Origin of the sequence: Tsuneonella rigui (genome assembly GCF_003958625.1) — a bacterium.
In the GTDB taxonomy this organism is placed as follows: Bacteria; Pseudomonadota; Alphaproteobacteria; order Sphingomonadales; family Sphingomonadaceae; genus Tsuneonella; species Tsuneonella rigui.
This window is the reverse complement of the sequence record NZ_RSEL01000013.1, coordinates 205431-224148: the sequence shown is the minus strand read 5'-3', so window position 1 is coordinate 224148 and position 18718 is coordinate 205431. Positions and strand designations below refer to the sequence as shown.

The following is an 18718-nucleotide window of genomic DNA, read 5'->3' as shown; positions in this document are numbered from 1 at the left end:
GGTCCTCGGGTCAGATGTGCAGGTCCGCCGGGCGCGCCCTGCGCAGCCAGCCGGCGACCCACATGCGGGTGATGGTGACGGCGGTGAACACCGAGGTGATCACGCCGATGACGAGGACGACCGCGAAGCCCTTCACGGGGCCCTGGCCGAACAGGAACAGCAGCACCGCCGCGATCACGTTGGTGATGTTCGCGTCGAAGATCGCGCGGCTTGCCTCGGTGTAGCCGACCTCGACCGCCTGGACCACGCGCCGCCCTCGATGCCGTTCCTCACGGATGCGTTCGTTGATCAGCACGTTGGCGTCGACCGCGGCACCGATGGTGAGCACGAAGCCGGCGATACCGGGCAGCGTCAAGGTGGTATTGAGCACCGCCATGATGCCGAGGATCATCAGCACGTTGAGTACCAGCGCCGCGTCGGCATAGACGCCGAACCGGCCGTAAGTGATCAGCATCAAGAGCAGCACCAGCCCGGTGCCGATGCCCATCGCGATCATGCCACTGCGGATCGAATCCGCGCCGAGATCGGGCCCGACGGTGCGCTCCTCGATCACCTTCAAATCGACCGGCAGTGCGCCTGAGCGCAGTGCGATCGCGAGCTGGTTCGCGCTTTCGGAGGTGAAGCTACCCGAAATCTGCGCGCTGCCGCCGCGGATCGGCTCGTTGATGTTGGGCGCCGACAGCACCTTGTTGTCGAGAATGATGGCGAACGGCTTGTTGACGTTCTGCGTCGTCAGCCGGGCGAACTTGGCGGCGCCCTGCTGATCGAACTGGATGTTGACGATGTTCTCGTTGGTCTGCGGATTGACGCTCGCTTGCGCGTTGGTGAGGCTGTCGCCCTTGATCCCGCCCAGCCGCCGCACCGCGACCTTGCCACCGGCGAACGGCGTGCCTTCCGCGTAGGGGAAGATCTCGCTGCCCGGAGGCGCATTGCCCGCCTGCACGTCGCTCGGCAGCGCGTTCTGGTCGACCAGCTTAAATTCGAGCTTGGCAGTCTGGCCGATCAGGGCCTTCAACGCTTCGGGGTCTTCCTGGCCCGGCGCCTGGACCACGATGCGGTCCGCGCCCTGACGGATGATGGTCGGCTCCAGCGTGCCGATCGCGTTGATGCGGCGGTCGATCACGTCCTTCGCGCTGTCCATCGCCTGGTCGAGCGCGGCGTCGAGCCCTTCCTGCGTGGGGGTGAGCACGAAGCGGGTCTCGTCGATCACGTCGAGCGACCACTCACGGCGCAGGCCCTGGCCGTTGACCAGCGGCAGCAGCAACTCGCGCGCCCGGTCGACGTCGCTCGCGCTCTCGACGAGGAAGCTCAGCCGCTTGCCCTGGGTCGAGACGTCGCCGATGCGGATCGCCGGGGTCGCCTGGCGCATCGCGCTGCGCACCGATTCCTCCATCGATTCCAGCCGCTGGCTGGCGATCTGGTCGGCATCGGCTTCGAGCAGGATGTGGCTACCGCCGGCGAGGTCGAGGCCCAGGTTGATCGAGGGATCGGGCAGGTTCTCCGGCCACTTCATCCCGCCGAGCGAGGCAAGCGAGGGCAGCGAGGCGAGCGACACTAGGATGATGATCGACCACAACCAAATCCGTTTCCAGCGCGGGAAATCGAGCATGTGCGCGCGTCCTCAGTCGTTCGCGGCGGAGCCGGCGGGGGGGATCACCTCGCCGATCGTGTGCTTGACGGCCTTGACCTGCACGCCCTTGCCGAGCTCGAGGTCGACGTAGTTCTCGTCCACCCGCAGCACCTTGCCGACCAGACCGCCCGCGGTGACTACCTGGTCGCCCTTCTTGAGGCCGCCGATCTTCTCGCGGTGAGCCTTCTGCTGGCGCATCTGCGGACGGATCAGCAGGAACCAGAAGATCGCGATCATGCCGATGATCGGCAGCCAGCTGATCCACACCGGCGGCGCAACGCCGGCCGTTCCGGCGGCGAGAATATCGAGCATCGTCTAGTCGGTCCGTTCGCACGAATGAATGATGGCCGGACAGGTAGGAAACCCGTGCCCGGCGGCAATGGCGGCGCGCCTAGCAGCATCACATCGCGAGAGCAATTCGCGCGCCCTGTGGCCGGATCGACACGCCTTGCCATGCCGCTGGCTCGGACCTATAGGCGCGCCTCCACTGGCTCGGGACGTAGCGCAGCCTGGTAGCGCATCACACTGGGGGTGTGGGGGTCGGAGGTTCGAATCCTCTCGTCCCGACCAGTGGTTTCAGTGGCCTGTCGCTACGCGGCCACTCCTTCGCAAATCGATCGGGAAAGCTCACCGCGCGGCGGCGTTGTGAAGCGGCATGCCATTTGAACGCCTGAAGATTCCCCTGACGACCCCGCCGATGGAAGCGCGGCTGATCGATCGCATCCCCGATGACGACGGCTGGCAGTTCGAGCCGAAGTGGGACGGCTTCCGCTGCATCGCCTACCGCGATGGCGACGAGGTCGCGCTGATGTCGAAGTCCGGCAAGCCGCTGGAACGCTATTTCCCCGAAGTTGCGATGATGCTGCGCGGCATCAAGGAGAAGCGCTTCGTCGTCGACGGCGAGATCGTTCTGCCGATCGGGGGAGAGCTGTCGTTCTCTGCCCTGCAGGCTCGCTTGCATCCGGCGGCATCGCGGATCGCCAAGCTGTCGCAGGAGACGCCGGCGCAGCTCATGCTGTTCGATTGCCTGCAGGTCGGCGCGAAGGTCCTGCTCGAAGCGCCGCTCGACAAGCGCCGCGCGGCGGTCGACGCGTTTGCCGGTACCCTGCCGGACGAGGTCCTCATCTCACCCTTCACCTACAGCGTGGGGGACGCGCAGGCGTGGCTCGACCAGACCGGCGGCGCGCTCGACGGTGTGATCGCAAAGCGGCGCGACGAACCCTACCGGCCCGGCGAGCGTGCCATGTTCAAGCACAAGGTCGAGCGCACCGCGGACTGCGTGGTGGGCGGCTTCCGCTACGACAAGAGCGGGACCGGGGTGGCGTCGTTGCTGCTCGGACTATACGATGCCGACGGCTTGCTGCACCACGTCGGCTTCACCTCGTCCTTCTCCGAGGCGGAGCGCGGCGAGCTCGCCAAGCTCCTCGCGCCATTGATGGGCAAGTCTGCCTTCACCGGCAGCGCTCCCGGCGGCGCCAGTCGCTGGGCGAAGCCCGGCGCGAGTAGCGAATGGGTAGCGCTCGAACCATCGCTCATTGCCGAGGTCGCCTACGACCAAGTCACCGGCGACCGCTTCCGCCACGGCACCACATTCAAGCGCTGGCGGCCCGACAAGAAGCCGGCCCAATGCACCTTCGATCAGCTCTCCGCCGAGCTGCGGCCGGAGCAGCTCGAGGCGATCCTCAGGACCCGTTGAGCTACTTGTATGTCACGCCGGGCAGCCCCTGGCCGCCGTCGGCGATGAACGCGTCGATCCGCGCTTCCAGCTCGGGCAGCGGGACTGAGCCGAGCGCGAGCACCACGTCGTGGAACTTGCGGATGTCGAACTTATCGCCGAGTGCGCCTTCCGCCTTGGTGCGCATGCGGCGGATGGTCATTTCGCCGAGCTTGTAGGCGAGCGCCTGGCCGGGCCACGAAATGTACCGGTCGACCTCGGTCTCGACCTCGTGCCGCGACAGGGCGGTGCGGTCGGCGAGGTAGGCGATCGCCTTGTCGCGATCCCAGCCGTAGTGGTGGATGCCGGTATCGATCACCAGCCGCACCGCGCGCCACATCTCGTAGCTGAGGCGGCCGAAGCGCTCCTCCGGCGTGCGGTAGATGCCCATCTCCTCGCCGAGGAATTCGCTGTAGAGGCCCCACCCCTCCCCCATGCCGGAGAAGTAGATGTTGCGGCGGAACTTGGGCTGCTCGCCCTGCTCCTGCTGGAACGCCATCTGGAAGCTGTGGCCAGGCTCGCACTCGTGCAGCGTCAGCGCGGGGATGTTGTAGAGCGGCCGCGAGGCGAGGTTGTAGGTGTTCATCTGGCACGCATCGAGGCCGCCGCGCCCGGCGGTGTAGAACGGTGCGATAGAGTCGGCGACGGGGCGGATGGTGAAACGCGCGCGGGGCAGAGACCCGAAGTAGTCTGCGATCTTCCCGTCGACCCGTTTCACCACGTAGGACGAAACCCCCATCAGCTCGTCGGGCTTGGCGGCGATCTGCGCGGGATCGGTGCGCAGCTTCTCGGTGAACTCGGCGATCGTCCCGGTGAAGCCGACCTCCTGCATGATCCCGCGCATCTCGCCCTCGATCCGGGCCACTTCGGTGAGGCCGATCTGGTGGATCTGCTCGGGCGTCAGATCGAGCGTGGTGTATTGGCGGATCTGCTGCTGGTAATACGCCTTGCCGTTTGGCATCGCCTCGGCCGCGAGCGTAGTGCGCGCCCGGGGCATGTACTCGTCGCGCAGGAAGGTCAGCAGCTTGCCATACGCCGGCGTGACGCTGTCGGTGATGGCCGCGCGGCCTTCGGCGGTCAGGCGCGCCTTGTCGGCATCGGAGAAGCGCGCCGGAATCTCGGCGAAGGCGCGCCAGAATGGGCTCTTCTCGGGCGCATCGACGGTGTAGGCAGCAAGGCTGGCATCGCGGCCTGTGAGCGTCACCCGCGGCACGCTGAACCCGCGCTTCAAGCCGGCGCGCGCGTTAGCGATCTGTTCGTCGAAATAGCGCGGCAGCGCGCGCAGGCGGGCAAGGTAGTTGTCGTACTCCTCGACCGTCTGGAACCCGCTCGGCGCGTCCCAGTAGCTCCAAAAATTGGAGTCGCTGTCGAACGGCATTTCCCATTCGGAAAAACGCGCGTCCTCGATCGTCTCGGTCAGCGCGGCGCGCAGGACCGCGGCGTTGACCTTCTCGGTCGGCGAGAGCGCGGCGGTGTCGATCTGGTCGAGCCGCGCGCGGAATTCGGCGGCGGCGGCGGCGCGCGCCTTCTGCGCGGCGGGGGTGGCGGACGCGATCGTCGGACCTTCGTCGGTCGAGCCGTCGGCGCGCTCGATCATCCCGTATTCGCGCACCTGCCAGTCCCAGTATTCGCCGTAGAGCGCCTGTAGGGTCTGGTCGGCTTTGCTCGGCGGAGCTTGTGCGAGGGCGGGAGCGGAAACGAAGAGGGCGGCGGCGAGCAGGAGCGATTTCATGCGGAGCTTCCTGCTTTGCCGTTTGTGGCGAGTCAAACGCGGCTCTGGAGCGGCGCACATTGGTGAATGCATTTTCCTACACGAACCTGTTTGGTTACACGCTGGTCCGTTTCAACCGGAGGAAATGCACATGTCCGTTCTCGACGTTCTCATCGGCCCGATCACCTCGATCATCGACAAGGTGATCCCCGACAAGGAAGCGCGCGCCAAGGCCAAGCTCGAATTGCTCCAACTCGAGGGCACGCAGGAACTGAAGCTGATCGAGACCCAGCTCTCGGCTATCGTCGCGGAGGCGAACTCGAGCGACCCGTGGACCAGCCGCGCGCGGCCGAGCTTCCTTTACGTGATGTACGTAATGCTGCTCGCCGCGCTGCCGATCGGCATCCTTTCGCTGTTCGCGCCTGGCACCGCCGAGACGATCGCCGGCGCGATGACCGCCTACCTGCGCGGACTGCCGGAGGAGCTCTACGCGCTCTTCGGCACCGGCTACCTCGGCTACACCGCTGCCCGCCAATGGGGGAAGATCAAGGGCGTCGAGAGCTGACTTTCTTGTCCAGAACAGTGTGACAAGTGTGACAAGTCCTACACGACGCTCACGGCTCGCTCGATGCCGATCGCATCCAGGAACGCGCGGTCATGGCTGACCACCAGCAGTGCGCCGTCGAATTCGCGCAGCGCGCCTTCCAATAGCTCGATTGATTCGAGATCGAGGTGATTGGTCGGTTCGTCGAGAATGAGCAGCCAGGGCGGGCGCTCGCCAGCCAGCGTGCAGGCGAGCCCCGCCCTCAGCCGCTCCCCGCCCGAGAGCGTGCCGACCAGTTGCTCGGCGTTGCGGTTGCGGAACCCGAAGCGGGCGCAGGCGGCATAGGCCTCCCGCTCGCCGAGCGAGGGGTTGAGGCGGCGGTAGTTGGCGACAATGCTAGTGCTCGGGTCGAGGAGGTCGACATGCTGGTCGAGCAGCACGATGCGCTGCTCCGCTCGAACGACCGTCCCATTAGAGGGTGTCAGGGCGCCGGTCGCGACCTTGAGCAGCGTGGTCTTGCCCGAGCCATTCGGCCCCTCGACGGCGACCCGCTCCGTCCCGCGGATTTCGAGGGACCACGGCCCGAGTTTGCGTCCGCCGAGCTCGACCGTGACCTCGTCGAGCGACAGCAGTCGCGCATTCGAGGGCGTGCCACTCTTGGGAAGATCGATTGCGATGGGGGTAAGGACCTCGACCTTGGCCCGCGATTCGGCGGCCTCGGCCTCGGCCTCGCTGACCTCGCGCTCTCCGAGACGCTTGGTCCGGCCGCTGGTCTCCTCGGCCCGCCGCGCCTGCGCGCCGAGGAAGATCTTCGGCTCGGAGCCCTTGGCCGCGAACGCCCGTCCGGCCTTGTCGCGGCGCGCTTGCGCTTCCTGCCGGCGCTGCGCGGTGCGCTTGGCGTCGCGCAGCGCGCCCTCACTGCGTTCGAGCTGGTCCGCCGCGGCCTGCCGCTCACGCTCGCGCTGCTCGGCGAACGCGGTCCAGCCGCCGCCGACGATCCGCACGCCGACCGGCGTTAGCTCGACGATGCGGTCCATCAGTTCGAGCACCTCGCGGTCGTGGCTGGCGACCAGCACGCCGCGGCTCCACCGCGCGATCAGATCGTGGATTGCCGCGCGCCCATCGGCGTCGAGGTTGTTGGTCGGCTCGTCGAGCAGCAGCAGATCGGGCTTCTCGACCAGTAGCCGGGCGATCCCGACGCGCGTCCGCTCGCCGCCCGAGAGCGAACCGATCGCGCGGTCGAAGCCGATGCCTGTCAGGCCCACTTCGGCCAGAGCCGCTTCGAGCCGCGGCTCCAGAGTCCAGTCGGCCGCGGCGAAGTCGTCCGCGTTGCCCTCGCCCGCAACCACGCGCGCCAGCAACGTCAGCGGTTCGCTGACGCCGAGCGCATCGGCCACGGTGATCTCGGGCGGAAAGCCCTGCTGCAAGGTGCCGACGGTGCCCGACAGGCCGACTGCGCCCGCCGCCGGGGCAAGCTCACCAGCAACAATCCGCAGCAGCGTCGATTTGCCCGAGCCGTTGCGGCCTACCAGCCCGACGCGCTCCGCATTGAGGGCGAGCGAGAGACCGGAAAAAAGGAGCCGCTGCTCAGGAGTGTGCGCGGCGACGGAGTCGAGAGTGAGAAGGGCAGACATGGGAACTCGCACGGTTCGAAGGACGGGGACAGGTGATTGTGCTGTTCCGGTCGTCCATCGCGCGTCTCCTTGCTGCGGCCTGCGAACTAGGGCGCAACACGCCGTCCGGCAAGCTTTCCCGCGACCCTGCGCCTCGCTATGGCGCGCGCATGTCAGCGAACCTCGTCTATGTGCTCAATGGCCCCAATCTCAACCTGCTCGGCATGCGCGAGCCGGAGATCTACGGCTCGGACACGCTCGACGATATCGCCGGGATGCTCGAAGACCGGGCCCAGGAACTCGGGCTGGAGGTCGAAGTGCGCCAGTCGAACCATGAGGGCCATCTCGTCGACTGGCTGCACGAGGCGAACGCGGAGGGCGCCAAGGCCGTGCTGCTCAATGCAGGCGCCTATACTCACACCTCGATCGCGCTGCTCGATGCGATCAAGTCGATCAAGGTGCCGGTGATCGAGGTGCACTTGTCCGATCCCATGACCCGCGAGCCGTTCCGGCATGTCTCCTACGTCGGCATGGGCGCGGTGGGCGAAGTCAAAGGGCTCGGCGCGCAGAGCTATGTCGTCGCGCTCGAAAAGGCGGCGAAGCTCTAGCGACTTGCCCTTGCGGGCCGAGCCGCGCATAGGCACCCGCTTGAGATAACAAGGGGCAGGCAATGGCCGAAACCAAGGGCGCCGCCGGGCGTAGCTCGGGAATGAACGTCGACACAAAGCTGGTCCGCGAGCTCGCCGAGTTGCTCGCCGAGACGGGCCTCACCGAGATCGAAGTCGAGGACGGCGACCGCAAGGTCCGCGTCGCCCGCGGCGGCGGCGTGATGATGGCCGCCGCGCCGCAAGCGATGGCGCCGGCCCCGGCTGCGGCGCCCACAGCCGCGCCCGCCACTGCCCCCGCGGCGGAAGCGCCCGCTGCGATCGAAGGCGCACTGAAGTCGCCGATGGTCGGTACGGCTTACCTGTCCGCCGAACCCGGCTCGGCGCCGTTCGTCAAGGTCGGCGACACCGTCAGCCAGGGCCAGACCCTGCTGATCATCGAGGCGATGAAGGTCATGAATCCGATCGCCGCCGACAAGGCCGGTACGATCAAGTCGATCCTGGTCGAGAACGCCCAGCCGGTGGAGTTCGACCAGCCGCTGGTCGTGATCGGCTAAGCAGCGATGGGCATTTCCCGCATCCTGATCGCCAACCGCGGCGAGATCGCGCTGCGCATCCACCGCGCCGCGCACGAAATGGGCATTGAGACGGTCGCGGTGCACTCGACCGCCGATGCCGACGCGATGCACGTGCGCCTGGCTGACCACGCGGTGTGCATCGGCCCGCCGCCGGCGGCCGATAGCTACCTCAACGTTGCGGCGATCATCTCGGCGGCGGAGATCGCGCACGCCGACGCGATCCATCCCGGCTACGGCTTCCTGTCCGAGAACGCCCAGTTCGCCGAGATCGTCGAGGCCCACGGGATCACCTGGATCGGCCCCAAGCCCGAGCATATCCGCACGATGGGCGACAAGGTTGAAGCCAAGCGCACCGCCGGCGCGCTCGGCCTGCCGCTGGTGCCGGGCAGCGACGGCGCGGTCAGCGACTTCAGCGAGGCGCGCCAGATCGCCGCGGAGATCGGCTACCCGGTCATTATCAAGGCTGCGTCGGGCGGCGGCGGGCGCGGCATGAAGGTGTGCGAGAGCGAAGACACGCTCGAAACCCTGATGCGCCAGGCGGGCAGCGAAGCGAAGGCCGCGTTTGGCGACGCCACCGTCTATATCGAGAAGTATCTTGGCAACCCGCGCCACATCGAATTCCAGGTGTTCGGCGACGGACGTGGCGGGGCGATCCACCTTGGCGAGCGCGACTGCTCGCTCCAGCGCCGGCACCAAAAAGTGCTGGAAGAAGCGCCCTCGCCGATCCTTTCATCCGAAGAACGCGACCGGATGGGCGCGATCTGTTCGAAGGCGATGGCCGACATGGGCTATCGCGGCGCCGGGACGATCGAGTTCCTGTGGGAGAACGGCGAGTTCTACTTCATCGAGATGAACACCCGGCTGCAGGTCGAGCACCCCGTGACCGAGATGATCACCGGCATCGACCTGGTCCGCGAACAGATCCGCGTCGCCGACGGCAAGGATTTGTCGGTCACGCAGGACGAGATCGAGTTCAAGGGCCACGCGATCGAGTGCCGCATCAACGCGGAAGACCCGTTCACCTTCGCGCCCTCGCCCGGCACCGTCACCGCCTATCACGCCGCAGGCGGCATGCACGTGCGGGTCGATAGCGGTCTCTACGCCGGCTACCGCATCCCGCCGTATTACGATTCGATGATCGCCAAGCTGATCGTCTACGGGCGAAACCGCGAACGCTGCATCATGCGCCTGCGCCGCGCGCTGGAGGAGATGGTGGTCGAGGGGGTCAAGACCAGCATACCGCTGCACCAGGAACTGATCCGGCAGGACGACGTGCTGAGCGGCGACTACTCGATCAAGTGGCTCGAGGAGTGGCTCAAGGAGCGCTGACTGGAGAGGCGAACCTCACCGAGGCCCGCCTCTCTAAATATCAGTAGGCCGTTTCGACCTCACGCGGCCGGGCGCGGTTGTGGCCGCCGGCGTTGTACATCGCCTCGGCAGTGCGATCGCGGTCATAGCCCGAAGTCTCGTCGTCGACTGACATGAACACCGCGCCGTCCTTCATGCGCGGGCTGTAGTACTCGGCGTCCTCGTCGCTGACGCCGTGCCCCTTGAGCACTTCGTTGACCGAGCCGAACGCGGCCCCGGCGAGCGCACCGATGCCCATCGCACCAGGTACGGCCGACGACGCGATCGCGCCCGCCGCGACGAGTGGGCCGACGCCCGGAATGGCGAGCGCCGCGACGCCCAAGCCGGCACCGAGTGCCCCGCCGCCGAGAATGCCGCGCACAAGGTTGGTGTGATCCTCATCGGTCACGTTGCCGTCAGCGTCGGTCGTCGTGGTCGTGCGGCCGTGGTGAGCGACGAGCGAGATCGAATCGTCACGCACGCCGGCCGAGCGGAGATCGTTGACCGCGCGGTTGGCGTGTTCGTGGCTATCGAAAATGGCGTGAGTTGGCATGCGACTCTCCTTGGTTGGTCGCACACCTAAATCACGAGAATCAAATGCGTTCCGGCCCGCCAGGGTAACGGGCCAGAGCGATGGATTCAGTCGCCGAGCGGAACTCCCGGCTCTTGTTTGGCGGTCCTGATCGTCAGCGAGGTCTTCACGCTGTCGACGTTCGGCGCGGGCGTCAGCTTGCTGGTCAGGAACTCCTGAAAGCTTTGCAGATCGGGGCTCACGATCTTAAGGATGAAGTCGATCTCACCGTTGAGCATGTGGCACTCGCGCACTTCGGGCAGCGACTTCATATGATCCTCGAACTCGCGCAGTGAGCTCTCCGCCTGGCTCTTCAGGCTGACCATCGCGAACACGGTAATCGCGAATCCGAGCTTCGACGGATCGAGATCGGCGTGGTAGCCGCGGATGACGCCCTCTTCCTCCAGGCTGCGCACCCGGCGCAGGCACGGCGGTGCGGTCAGTCCGACCCTGCTCGCGAGTTCGACGTTGGTCACGCGTCCTTCGTTCTGCAGCTCGGCGAGCAATTTCCGGTCGATATCATCCAGGTTGGCCATTGCCGCGCCCCCGCGAGATGGTACCCAGCTAGGACGCCGGGCAACAAAGGCGGCACGATAGCGTGCCACCGGCTAATTTTATTGTTTCTGCCAGCAATTGTCCCGCTTTGCAACGCACGGACCGGGTCCCATGTCAGTCGCAGCCAAGCATGTTAGCGAGCGCCCCGCGGACGGCCCGCATTCATAGCGCCGCGCGCACAGTGGGAGCACAATGCACTTCGACGATCGCCTTGCCACGGTTCTGCGCCACCGCGCGGGCAGCGAGCGCGCGGCGAAGACGCAGTTTCGCCAGCTGCTCGACCTACTCGGCAACCGCCGCGCCGCGCGAGACGAATCGATGCTGGCGGCGGCGTGGTTGCGGCTGGCGGCGCTCGGCGAAGCGATCGCCCCCGAGGACCGCGCGGAGATGATCCGCGAGCCGGGCCTGCGCTTCCGCAATCCCGAACTCGCGCTCCACCTCGCAGAGGACGAGCCGGAGGTGGCCGCCGCTGCGCTCTCGGTCGCCCAGTTATCGAGCGACGACTGGGAAGCGCTGATCCCGCGCCTGCCGATCCGCGCGCGCGGCTTCTTGCGCCTGCGCCGCGACATGCCGGCGGCAACGCAAGAGCTGCTCGAGCGGCTCGGCATTCGCGATCGTGCGCTGCCCCGCCCCGACGTGCTCGTAGATGAGCCGATGCCTTCCCCCCCGCGTGCCAGACCGGTCGCGGCGAACGACCTAGCCGGCGCGGACGACGACAAGGACAGCGAGATTGGCGCGCTGGTCCGCCGCATCGAATCCTTCCGCAAGACGCGCGCCGCGCGCCCTGCCGAGGAAGCGCCGCAGCTTCCACTCGGCGAGCGAGCTGACGGCGCAGCACGCGCCCGCAGCTCAGGCTTCGCGTTCTCCACCGACGCGGAAGGCCGGATCGACTGGGCCGATGCGCCGGTCGCACCGATGGTCGTGGGCGCCGTATTGCCGGCAGCGGCCGAAGGGGCGCGGAGCCAGCACCAACCCCTGCGCCGCTTGGCGGTCGCCTGGTCGGGCGCGCCGGCGGTCGAGGGCGACTGGGCGATCGATGCCGCGCCGCGCTTCTCCGATCCGGGCGGGCGCTTCGTCGGCTACGCTGGCCGCTTCCGCCGTCCCCCTCCGCCGAGCGCGGCAGCGGCGAGGGCTGACCCTGGTGCCGACCGGATGCGCCAGTTGCTCCACGAGCTGAAGACTCCAGTCAACGCGATCCAGGGCTTCGCCGAGGTGATCCAGCAGCAACTGTTCGGCCCGACCCCGCACGAATACCGCGCGCTGGCGGCGACGATCGCCGGTGACGCGGCGCGCATGCTCGCGGGCTTCGAGGAGCTCGACCGGCTCGCCCGCCTCGAAAGCGGCGCGCTGGCGCTCGACGGCGGACAGGCGGACTTCGCGACGATCGTGACCGGCCTGGCCCGCCAGCTCGACGAGGTGCTGCAATCGCGCGGCGCCGGTTTCCGCATTGAAACCGATGGCACGCCTTGCCCGGTTCCGCTGTCGCTGCACGAAGCCGAGGCGCTCGGCTGGCGGCTGCTCGCCACTATCACCGGCGCTACCGGCGCAAACGAAGACATTGCTCTTCGTCTCACCTGCGACACTGCGACGGTTCGCCTAGTTTGCAGCATTCCGGCGTCGCTGCGGGCGCAGGACGACGTATTCGCCGCAGAAAGCCGCGCGGGCGGCGGTGCGGTCAGCGCGGGGATGTTCGGCGCCGGTTTTGCGCTCCGGCTGGCGAGAGCCGAGGCGCGCGCGGCGGGTGGCGATCTGCTGAGCGAGGGCGACACTCTCGTCCTCACCCTGCCGCGCTTGACCGCCGCCTAGGCCGCTCCTAGCCACAGGGCCGAGGACGCTGCCGTTGCAGTGAGGGGCGCATGGACAGACCGATCACCGATCCGCCCGCATCCGGCTCGGCCGCGCGCTTCGGCCCCGAGTTTGGCACCCGCTCGCTGCTGACCGTCGACACCGAAGAAGAGTTCGACTGGTCCGGCCCGTTCACCCGCACCGAGCACGGCCTTTCCCATGTCGCGCACATCGCCCGCTTCCAGGAGTTTTGCGAAGAGCTGGGCGTGGTGCCGGTCTACCTGGTCGACTGGCCGATCGCGACCTCACCGGCCGCGGTCGATATCATCGGGAGCGCGGTGAATGCGGGTCGCGCGGAAGTCGGCATCCAGCTCCATCCATGGGTCAATCCGCCGTTCGAGGAAGAGGTCGGCCCCTTCACCAGCTACGCCGGCAACCTGCCGCCCGCCCTCGAACGCGAGAAGTTTACCCGCCTGCGCGACACGATCGCCGAAGCCTTCGACACCACCCCGCTGATCTATCGCGCCGGCCGCTACGGGCTTGGTCCCGAGACTGCCGGGCTACTCCGCGACACGGGGGTGCCGATCGACAGCTCGGTCCGCGCGAACTTCGACTATCGCGCCGGCCACGGACCCGATTATCGCGCTCACCCGCTCGCGCCCTATTGGGTCGACGGCGAAAAGCGCCTGCTCGAGCTCCCGCTGACCACCGTCTACTGGGGCATGCTGCGGCGTCAGGGCCGCTGGGTCCACCCGCTGCTCGGCAAGCTGCCTAAGATGACCGGGCTGTTCTCGCGCGTCGGCCTGCTCGAACGGATCGCGCTGACCCCCGAAGGCGTGACTGCCGAAGAAGCTCTGCGGGGGATCGACATGGCGCTCGACGACCGGCTGCCGCTGCTGGTGCTCAGCTTCCACAGCCCGTCTCTGGCTCCGGGGCATACCCCGTATGTGCGCACCGAGGGCGACCTCGACCGGCTCTATGACTGGTTCCGGCGCGTGTACCTCTATCTAGAGATGCGCGGGGTAGCGCCGACCACCGTCGCCGAGATCCTCGCCGCAGCGACGCATTGAGCCGCTTGCCAGCGTGCGCCCCCGCGTCTACCGCCCCGCGCACCGGCCACCGCCGGTCCGGCTTTCGGGGGCCTGTAGCTCAGCGGTTAGAGCTGGCCGCTCATAACGGCTAGGTCGCGGGTTCGAATCCTGCCGGGCCCACCGGATGGCAACGATAGGTCGGGGAGTGGCGCAGCCCGGTAGCGCGCTTGCTTTGGGAGCAAGATGTCGCAGGTTCGAATCCTGTCTCCCCGACCAATTTCGATAAGACAAAACCGTCCGGGGGACGGTTTTGCATCGAAATTCCCGAGCGATAGCGAAGGGCGCATGAGGGCCACCCTCTTATGAGTCCCCCCGATATTCATCCCGATCGAGACCGTGCTTCGCAAGCTTCTCGTAAAGCGTTTGTCGAGATAGCTTTAGCGTGCGGCACGCCTCCGAGATCGAACCCCTTGCCTGCTTGAGCGCCTCGACAATCAGTGTCCGCTCATAGTTCGCCATCCGCTCGGACAGGCTCGCGCTACGTGCCGCCATCGCCTGCTCGGTGCGCGAGAGGTTCAGCACGGCGCTGTAGGCATAACTGCGCAGTTCGCGCGAGTTACCCGGCCAATCGTATTCGAGCAGCTTGCGGCGATCGGCGGCGGACAGGTCGAACCGCTTGCGGCGGGTCTTGTCGAGTGCTTCGCGGATGAACTGGGCAAACAGCAGCGGCACGTCCTCCCGCCGTTCGCGTAGCGGCGGCACGCGCAATCGCAGCACGCTGAGACGATAGAACAGGTCCCCGCGAAAGCGCCCAGCGCGCACCTCCTCCTCTAGGTTCGCGCGAGTGGCGGCGATCACTCGCACTCCGCCGCGTTCGCCGACATCCTGACGTTCGCGCGCCTCCAGGTAAGCCAGCAAGCGGGTTTGCAGCGGCGGGGTCAGGGCTTCGACCTCGTCGAGGAACAGCACGCCCCCGTCGATCGGGCTCAGCGCGGTGGCAGCCGGGCTGGCATCGGTCCCGAACAGGTCGGTCATGCCGGTCGCGTCGAGCGAAGAGCACCGCACGGGCGCAAACGGCATCAGGGCGCGCGCCGATCGGCGGTGAAGCGCGCGGGCGACCAGTTCCTTGCCCGTCCCGGTCTCGCCCTCCACCAATACATCGAGATCGATCATCGCGATCTGGCCGACGATCGTCCGCAGCTTGCCCATGATCTCGGACGTGCCGAGCAGTTCTTCATCGTCCGCGCGCTCGGACAGGCTCCGCAAACGCCGGTTATCAAGCACCAGCGTGCGCGATTGCAGCGCGCGGCGCACCGCGGCGCTGAGCTGATCGCTGGAAAAAGGCTTGGCGAGGAAATCGAACGCGCCTTCCTTTAGCGCCGCGACCGCCATGGCGACGTCGCCGTGACCGGTGATCAGGATTACCGGGATATCGGGATCGACCGACCTGGCGAGGCGCATCAGTTCGAGGCCGTCCATCCCGTCCATGCGGATGTCGGTGACTACGCAGCCGGCGAACTCGGGCCGCAACTGGCTGCGCGCGCGATCGGCCGACGGGTATGAGACCGGCTCGAAGCCTGCGAGTTCGAGCGCTTGCTCGGTTGCCGCGCGCAGCGCCTCGTCGTCCTCGACCAGCAGGACGCGGCGGAGATCGGCCGCTTCGCTCACGCCGACACCAGCGTCGCGCGGAACACACTGCCGGCGGGGCCGGTCTCGGCCAGTTCGAGATCACCGCCGAATTCGCGCAAGATGTCGCGTGCGATTGCAAGGCCAAGCCCGAGGCCGTCCTCGCGCCCGGTGGCGAAGGGGGTGAACAACCGGCGGCGAACATCGGCCGCGACCCCGCCGCCGTCGTCGGCAAAGTCCACCGAGACCTTCTCACCGTCCGCGCTGATGCGAATTTCAATCCTGGCCGCGCCGGCGTCGACCGCGTTCTGGATCAGATTCACAAATACTTGTTCCAGGCGCACGCGGTCCGCCGCCACCTCTCGGCCGGCACTAGCGGCATCCCACACCACCTCGGCCCCTTGGGAGGTCACTCGGTGGTGTACGAGCAGCAGCGCGCCCTCCAGCGTCTGGTCGAGCGGAATGGGACCGATCTTGCGCGTCTTGCGGCGGGCGAAGGTGCGCAGTTCGCCGGTAATTTGCGCGATCCGCTCGGTCAGACCGACGACTTGCGACAGGTTGGCCTCGGCCCGGTCGACCTGTCCGCGCTCGATGAAGGCAGCGGCGTTTTCCGAAAACGTGCGGATCGCGGCAACCGGCTGGTTGATCTCGTGCGCCACGCCCGCCGCGACCTGGCCCAAGGTAGCGAGGCGGTTGGCCTGCGCCAGTTCCTCGCGTGAGCGGCGGTAGCGTTCCTCGGACCGCTGGCGCTTGGCGCCCTCGCGCACGAGCTGCGCGTTGGCATCGCGCAGCGCCGCGGTGCGCTCTTCGACCTTGGCTTCCAGCTCGCGCTGCGCGGCGCGTTGCAGCGCGAGCCGCTCGCTCTGCCGGACCAGCCAGATCGCGATGCCCGCGACGAGCGCCGCGAGTCCCAGCAGCACCAGCCGCGCCCGCGCACGCGTCCCCTGCAGCGCGGGCTGGAGCGAGCTGATCGCGGTCAACTGCGCGCCTTCGAGCGAAACGGGCACCGACGCCATGCGGTGCTTCGCGCCATCGAACCGCGCGTCCTTGCCCTCGATCGCGATCGGCACCGGCGCGAGCGGCAGGCCGCTGAACTGGCGTGTCCGGCCGATCTCGGCCACCTCGTCCGGGCGCAGGTCGCGCAGGCGATCGAACTGCCAGTCGGGCCGCGAGCTGACAATGATCACCTGGTGTCGGTCGGCGACGAACGTCACGCCCTGTTGCGCGCGCCATGCCCGTTCGAGCCGGTCGAACTCAATCTTGGCCACGATCACACCCAGCGGCGCGCCAGCTGGCCCGATACGGCGGGCGATGTACAGGCCGGGGCGGCCGCTCACCGTGCCTTGCGCGAACAGCTCCGAGGTGCCCTTGGCCAGCGCGTCGGTGAAATAGGGCCGAAAGCCGTAGTTCTGGCCGACGAAGCTGGTCGGCAGGCGATAGTTGCTCGCAGCGAGAGTCCGGCCGTCGGGCGCGATCACGTAGATGACCGCCGCGCCGGTTCGCGCGGCAAGCACCTCCAGCCGCCGGTTGAGCAGGCCGGGATCGGAATTGGGTGCGCGGAGCAGCTCCGACACGTTGGGATACTCGGTCAGCACCGCAGGCAGGAGGCGGAATTTTTGCAATTCGCTGTCGAACAGCGAGGCGTTCGAGCGTGCCAACTGCCGGGCGTCGGCATCGGCAATCGCTCGCGCCGAAGCGTGCGCCCATTGCTCGCTCGCCCAGCCGGCCAGTACCAACGCGAAAAGCCCGACAGCGATCAACGCGAGCCGCGATTCGCGCCAGAATCGCGAGCGGACTAAGCCAGGCGCTGTCGCCATCTCCGTACAATCGTCAGATTTGCTGTCCGGAAACCCTGACATAATTGGCCGCGCTGGACTCCCGGTATCGATGAAAATGACGTTTAATCAGCGCTTTAATAAATCAGCACATAGCGTTGACAGGTCACGATAACTCTCTTCACAGACAAGGCCAAGCGCCCGTTGAGGCGTCACAGGAGAGCGACCATGGCGGCCAGCGCCGCATCGACCATCCCGACCGGCACCCGCCCCGGCATCCTCCGCCGGGCGATGGGCTCGCTTTACCTGCAGGTGGTGATCGCCATCGTGGTCGGAGTTGCAGTCGGTGCGATCTGGCCCGCAACGGGCGAAGCTCTCCAGCCGATCGGCGAAGGCTTCATCAAGCTGGTGAAGATGATCATCGCCCCGGTGATCTTCCTCACCGTGGTGACCGGCATCGGCAACGCGCGCGGCGCGGGCACGCTCGGCCGGGTGGTCGGCAAGACCTTTGCCTATTTCCTCACCTTCTCCACCCTCGCGCTGATCATCGGGCTCATCGTCGCCAACGTGGTGCAACCGGGCGCGGGGATGCACATCGATCCCGCGACGCTCGATAGCGGCGCGATCGCGGAGTATCACACCAAGGCCGAGGAAGCCTCGGTCACCAAGTTCCTGCTCGACATCATCCCGACCACCGCCGTCTCGGCGCTGACCGAGGGCTCGATCCTCCAGGCGCTGTTCGTCGCCGTCCTGTTCGGCATCGCGCTGATGGGCGCGGGCGAGGCGGGCGCGCGGATCACCGGCGCGCTGGAGAGCCTGGCCGAAGTGGTATTCCGCCTGGTCGGCATCCTGATGCGCGCGGCGCCGATCGGCGCGTTCGGCGCGATGGCCTTCACCATCGGCAAGTACGGCCTGAGCGCCCTCGCAGACCTCGCCGCGCTGATCGCGACCTTCTACATCACCTCGCTGCTGTTCGTGGTCTTCGTGCTCGGGCTGGTCGCGCGCTACAATGGTTTCTCGGTTTTCCGCCTGATCGCGTACCTCAAAGAAGAGCTGCTGCTCGTCCTCGGCACCTCCTCATCGGAGGCGGCGCTGCCGCGCCTGCTGCAGAAGATGGAGGCCGCCGGCTGCCCCAAGGCGATCGTCGGGCTGGTGGTGCCGACCGGCTATTCGTTCAACCTCGACGGGACGAACATCTACATGACCCTTGCCGCGCTGTTCATCGCGCAGGCGACAGGCGTGGAGCTGTCGATCGGCCAGCAGATCGCGCTGCTGCTGGTGGCGATGATCAGCTCGAAGGGCGCCGCCGGGGTGACCGGCGCGGGCTTCATCACCCTCGCCGCGACGCTGTCGATCGTTCCCTCGATCCCGCTCGCCGGCATGGCGCTGATCCTCGGCATCGACCGCTTCATGAGCGAGTGCCGCGCGCTCACCAACTTCACCGGCAACGCGGTCGCGACGATCGTCATCTCGCGCTGGGAGGGCCAGCTCGACCGCGGCGCGCTCGACGCCGCGCTGCACGGCGCGCCGCGCCCCCTCGCCGGAACGCCGGCTTTCGCGGTGACGCCCCCGGCCGGGGTGCAGCTCGGTGAAGCAGACGAAGATTGAGCCGTGACCACGCGGCGGACGAACG

16 protein-coding genes and 3 tRNA genes are annotated in these 18718 nt (G+C 67.4%); 11 read left to right on the top strand and 8 right to left on the bottom strand.

The features are described from left to right. Positions 1–10: 10 nt before the first annotated feature. Complete coding sequence (gene secD / locus ELY12_RS05550; protein ID WP_126175701.1) at positions 11–1609, bottom strand: protein translocase subunit SecD; 1599 nt, start codon at positions 1607–1609, stop codon at positions 11–13. 12 nt (positions 1610–1621) lie between these two features. After that, positions 1622–1942, bottom strand: a complete 321-nt coding sequence (gene yajC / locus ELY12_RS05545) for a preprotein translocase subunit YajC (RefSeq protein ID WP_126175700.1) — start codon at positions 1940–1942, stop codon at positions 1622–1624. Positions 1943–2123: 181 nt separating this feature from the next. Here yajC and ELY12_RS05540 point away from each other — a divergent pair. Together ELY12_RS05540 and ELY12_RS05535 are read left to right on the top strand one after the other, a co-directional pair. Further along, positions 2124–2200: transfer RNA gene (locus tag ELY12_RS05540), tRNA-Pro, on the top strand. An 85-nt stretch (positions 2201–2285) separates the two neighbouring features. Next, entirely contained in the window at positions 2286–3326 is a 1041-nt protein-coding gene (locus ELY12_RS05535) for an ATP-dependent DNA ligase (RefSeq protein ID WP_126175699.1), read from the top strand. A gap of 1 nt (position 3327) precedes the next feature. Here the strand turns inward: ELY12_RS05535 and ELY12_RS05530 are convergent, their stop codons facing one another. Further along, complete coding sequence (locus ELY12_RS05530) at positions 3328–5076, bottom strand: DUF885 domain-containing protein (protein WP_126175698.1); 1749 nt, start codon at positions 5074–5076, stop codon at positions 3328–3330. Positions 5077–5206: 130 nt separating this feature from the next. On the opposite strand from ELY12_RS05530, the gene ELY12_RS05525 reads away from it, so the two are divergent. Beyond that, a complete protein-coding gene (locus ELY12_RS05525; RefSeq protein WP_126175697.1) occupies positions 5207–5620 on the top strand; it encodes a holin family protein in 414 nt (137 codons plus the stop codon). Positions 5621–5658: 38 nt separating this feature from the next. On the opposite strand, the gene ELY12_RS05520 is transcribed toward ELY12_RS05525, so the two are convergent. Continuing rightward, complete coding sequence (locus ELY12_RS05520) at positions 5659–7233, bottom strand: ABC-F family ATP-binding cassette domain-containing protein (RefSeq protein WP_126175696.1); 1575 nt, start codon at positions 7231–7233, stop codon at positions 5659–5661. Positions 7234–7382: 149 nt separating this feature from the next. On the opposite strand from ELY12_RS05520, the gene aroQ reads away from it, so the two are divergent. The 3 genes from aroQ to accC all read left to right on the top strand — a co-directional run bounded on the left by aroQ (position 7383) and on the right by accC (position 9724). Then, positions 7383–7820: a type II 3-dehydroquinate dehydratase gene (gene aroQ, locus ELY12_RS05515; RefSeq protein ID WP_126175695.1), complete on the top strand. Its 438-nt coding sequence runs from the start codon at positions 7383–7385 to the stop codon at positions 7818–7820. A gap of 62 nt (positions 7821–7882) precedes the next feature. Continuing rightward, on the top strand, positions 7883–8374 hold the full coding sequence (gene accB, locus ELY12_RS05510; protein WP_126175694.1) for an acetyl-CoA carboxylase biotin carboxyl carrier protein: 492 nt from the start codon (positions 7883–7885) through the stop codon (positions 8372–8374). 6 nt (positions 8375–8380) lie between these two features. Continuing rightward, positions 8381–9724, top strand: a complete 1344-nt coding sequence (gene accC, locus ELY12_RS05505) for an acetyl-CoA carboxylase biotin carboxylase subunit (RefSeq protein WP_126175693.1) — start codon at positions 8381–8383, stop codon at positions 9722–9724. A 40-nt stretch (positions 9725–9764) separates the two neighbouring features. Here accC and ELY12_RS05500 read toward each other — a convergent pair whose 3' ends face one another. Beyond that, complete coding sequence (locus ELY12_RS05500; protein ID WP_126175692.1) at positions 9765–10295, bottom strand: hypothetical protein; 531 nt, start codon at positions 10293–10295, stop codon at positions 9765–9767. A gap of 86 nt (positions 10296–10381) precedes the next feature. Continuing rightward, positions 10382–10849 (bottom strand): Lrp/AsnC family transcriptional regulator, encoded by a 468-nt coding sequence (locus ELY12_RS05495; RefSeq protein ID WP_126175691.1) that lies wholly within the window; start codon positions 10847–10849, stop codon positions 10382–10384. Between the two features lie 211 nt (positions 10850–11060). Here ELY12_RS05495 and ELY12_RS05490 point away from each other — a divergent pair, with 211 nt between their 5' ends. The 4 genes from ELY12_RS05490 (at position 11061) to ELY12_RS05475 (ending at position 13960) form a co-directional block, all read left to right on the top strand. Continuing rightward, complete coding sequence (locus ELY12_RS05490) at positions 11061–12674, top strand: histidine kinase dimerization/phospho-acceptor domain-containing protein (RefSeq protein WP_126175690.1); 1614 nt, start codon at positions 11061–11063, stop codon at positions 12672–12674. A gap of 50 nt (positions 12675–12724) precedes the next feature. Further along, complete coding sequence (locus ELY12_RS05485; RefSeq protein WP_126175689.1) at positions 12725–13723, top strand: polysaccharide deacetylase family protein; 999 nt, start codon at positions 12725–12727, stop codon at positions 13721–13723. A gap of 68 nt (positions 13724–13791) precedes the next feature. After that, a tRNA-Ile gene (locus tag ELY12_RS05480) sits at positions 13792–13864 on the top strand. 19 nt (positions 13865–13883) lie between these two features. Beyond that, positions 13884–13960 (top strand) — tRNA-Pro (locus ELY12_RS05475). Between the two features lie 84 nt (positions 13961–14044). Here the strand turns inward: ELY12_RS05475 and ELY12_RS05470 are convergent. Both ELY12_RS05470 and ELY12_RS05465 read right to left on the bottom strand, forming a co-directional pair. Then, positions 14045–15352, bottom strand: coding sequence for a sigma-54-dependent transcriptional regulator (locus tag ELY12_RS05470; RefSeq protein WP_126175688.1), 1308 nt, complete (start codon positions 15350–15352; stop codon positions 14045–14047). Continuing rightward, the gene (locus ELY12_RS05465; protein WP_164549414.1) at positions 15349–17127 is read right to left on the bottom strand and encodes a sensor histidine kinase; all 1779 of its coding nucleotides are present in this window, start codon (positions 17125–17127) and stop codon (positions 15349–15351) included. Before ELY12_RS05465 ends, ELY12_RS05470 begins: the two co-directional genes overlap by 4 nt. Positions 17128–17313: 186 nt before the next feature. On the opposite strand from ELY12_RS05465, the gene dctA reads away from it, so the two are divergent. Beyond that, a complete protein-coding gene (gene dctA, locus ELY12_RS05460) occupies positions 17314–18693 on the top strand; it encodes a C4-dicarboxylate transporter DctA (protein WP_126175686.1) in 1380 nt (459 codons plus the stop codon). Positions 18694–18718 lie beyond the last annotated feature (25 nt).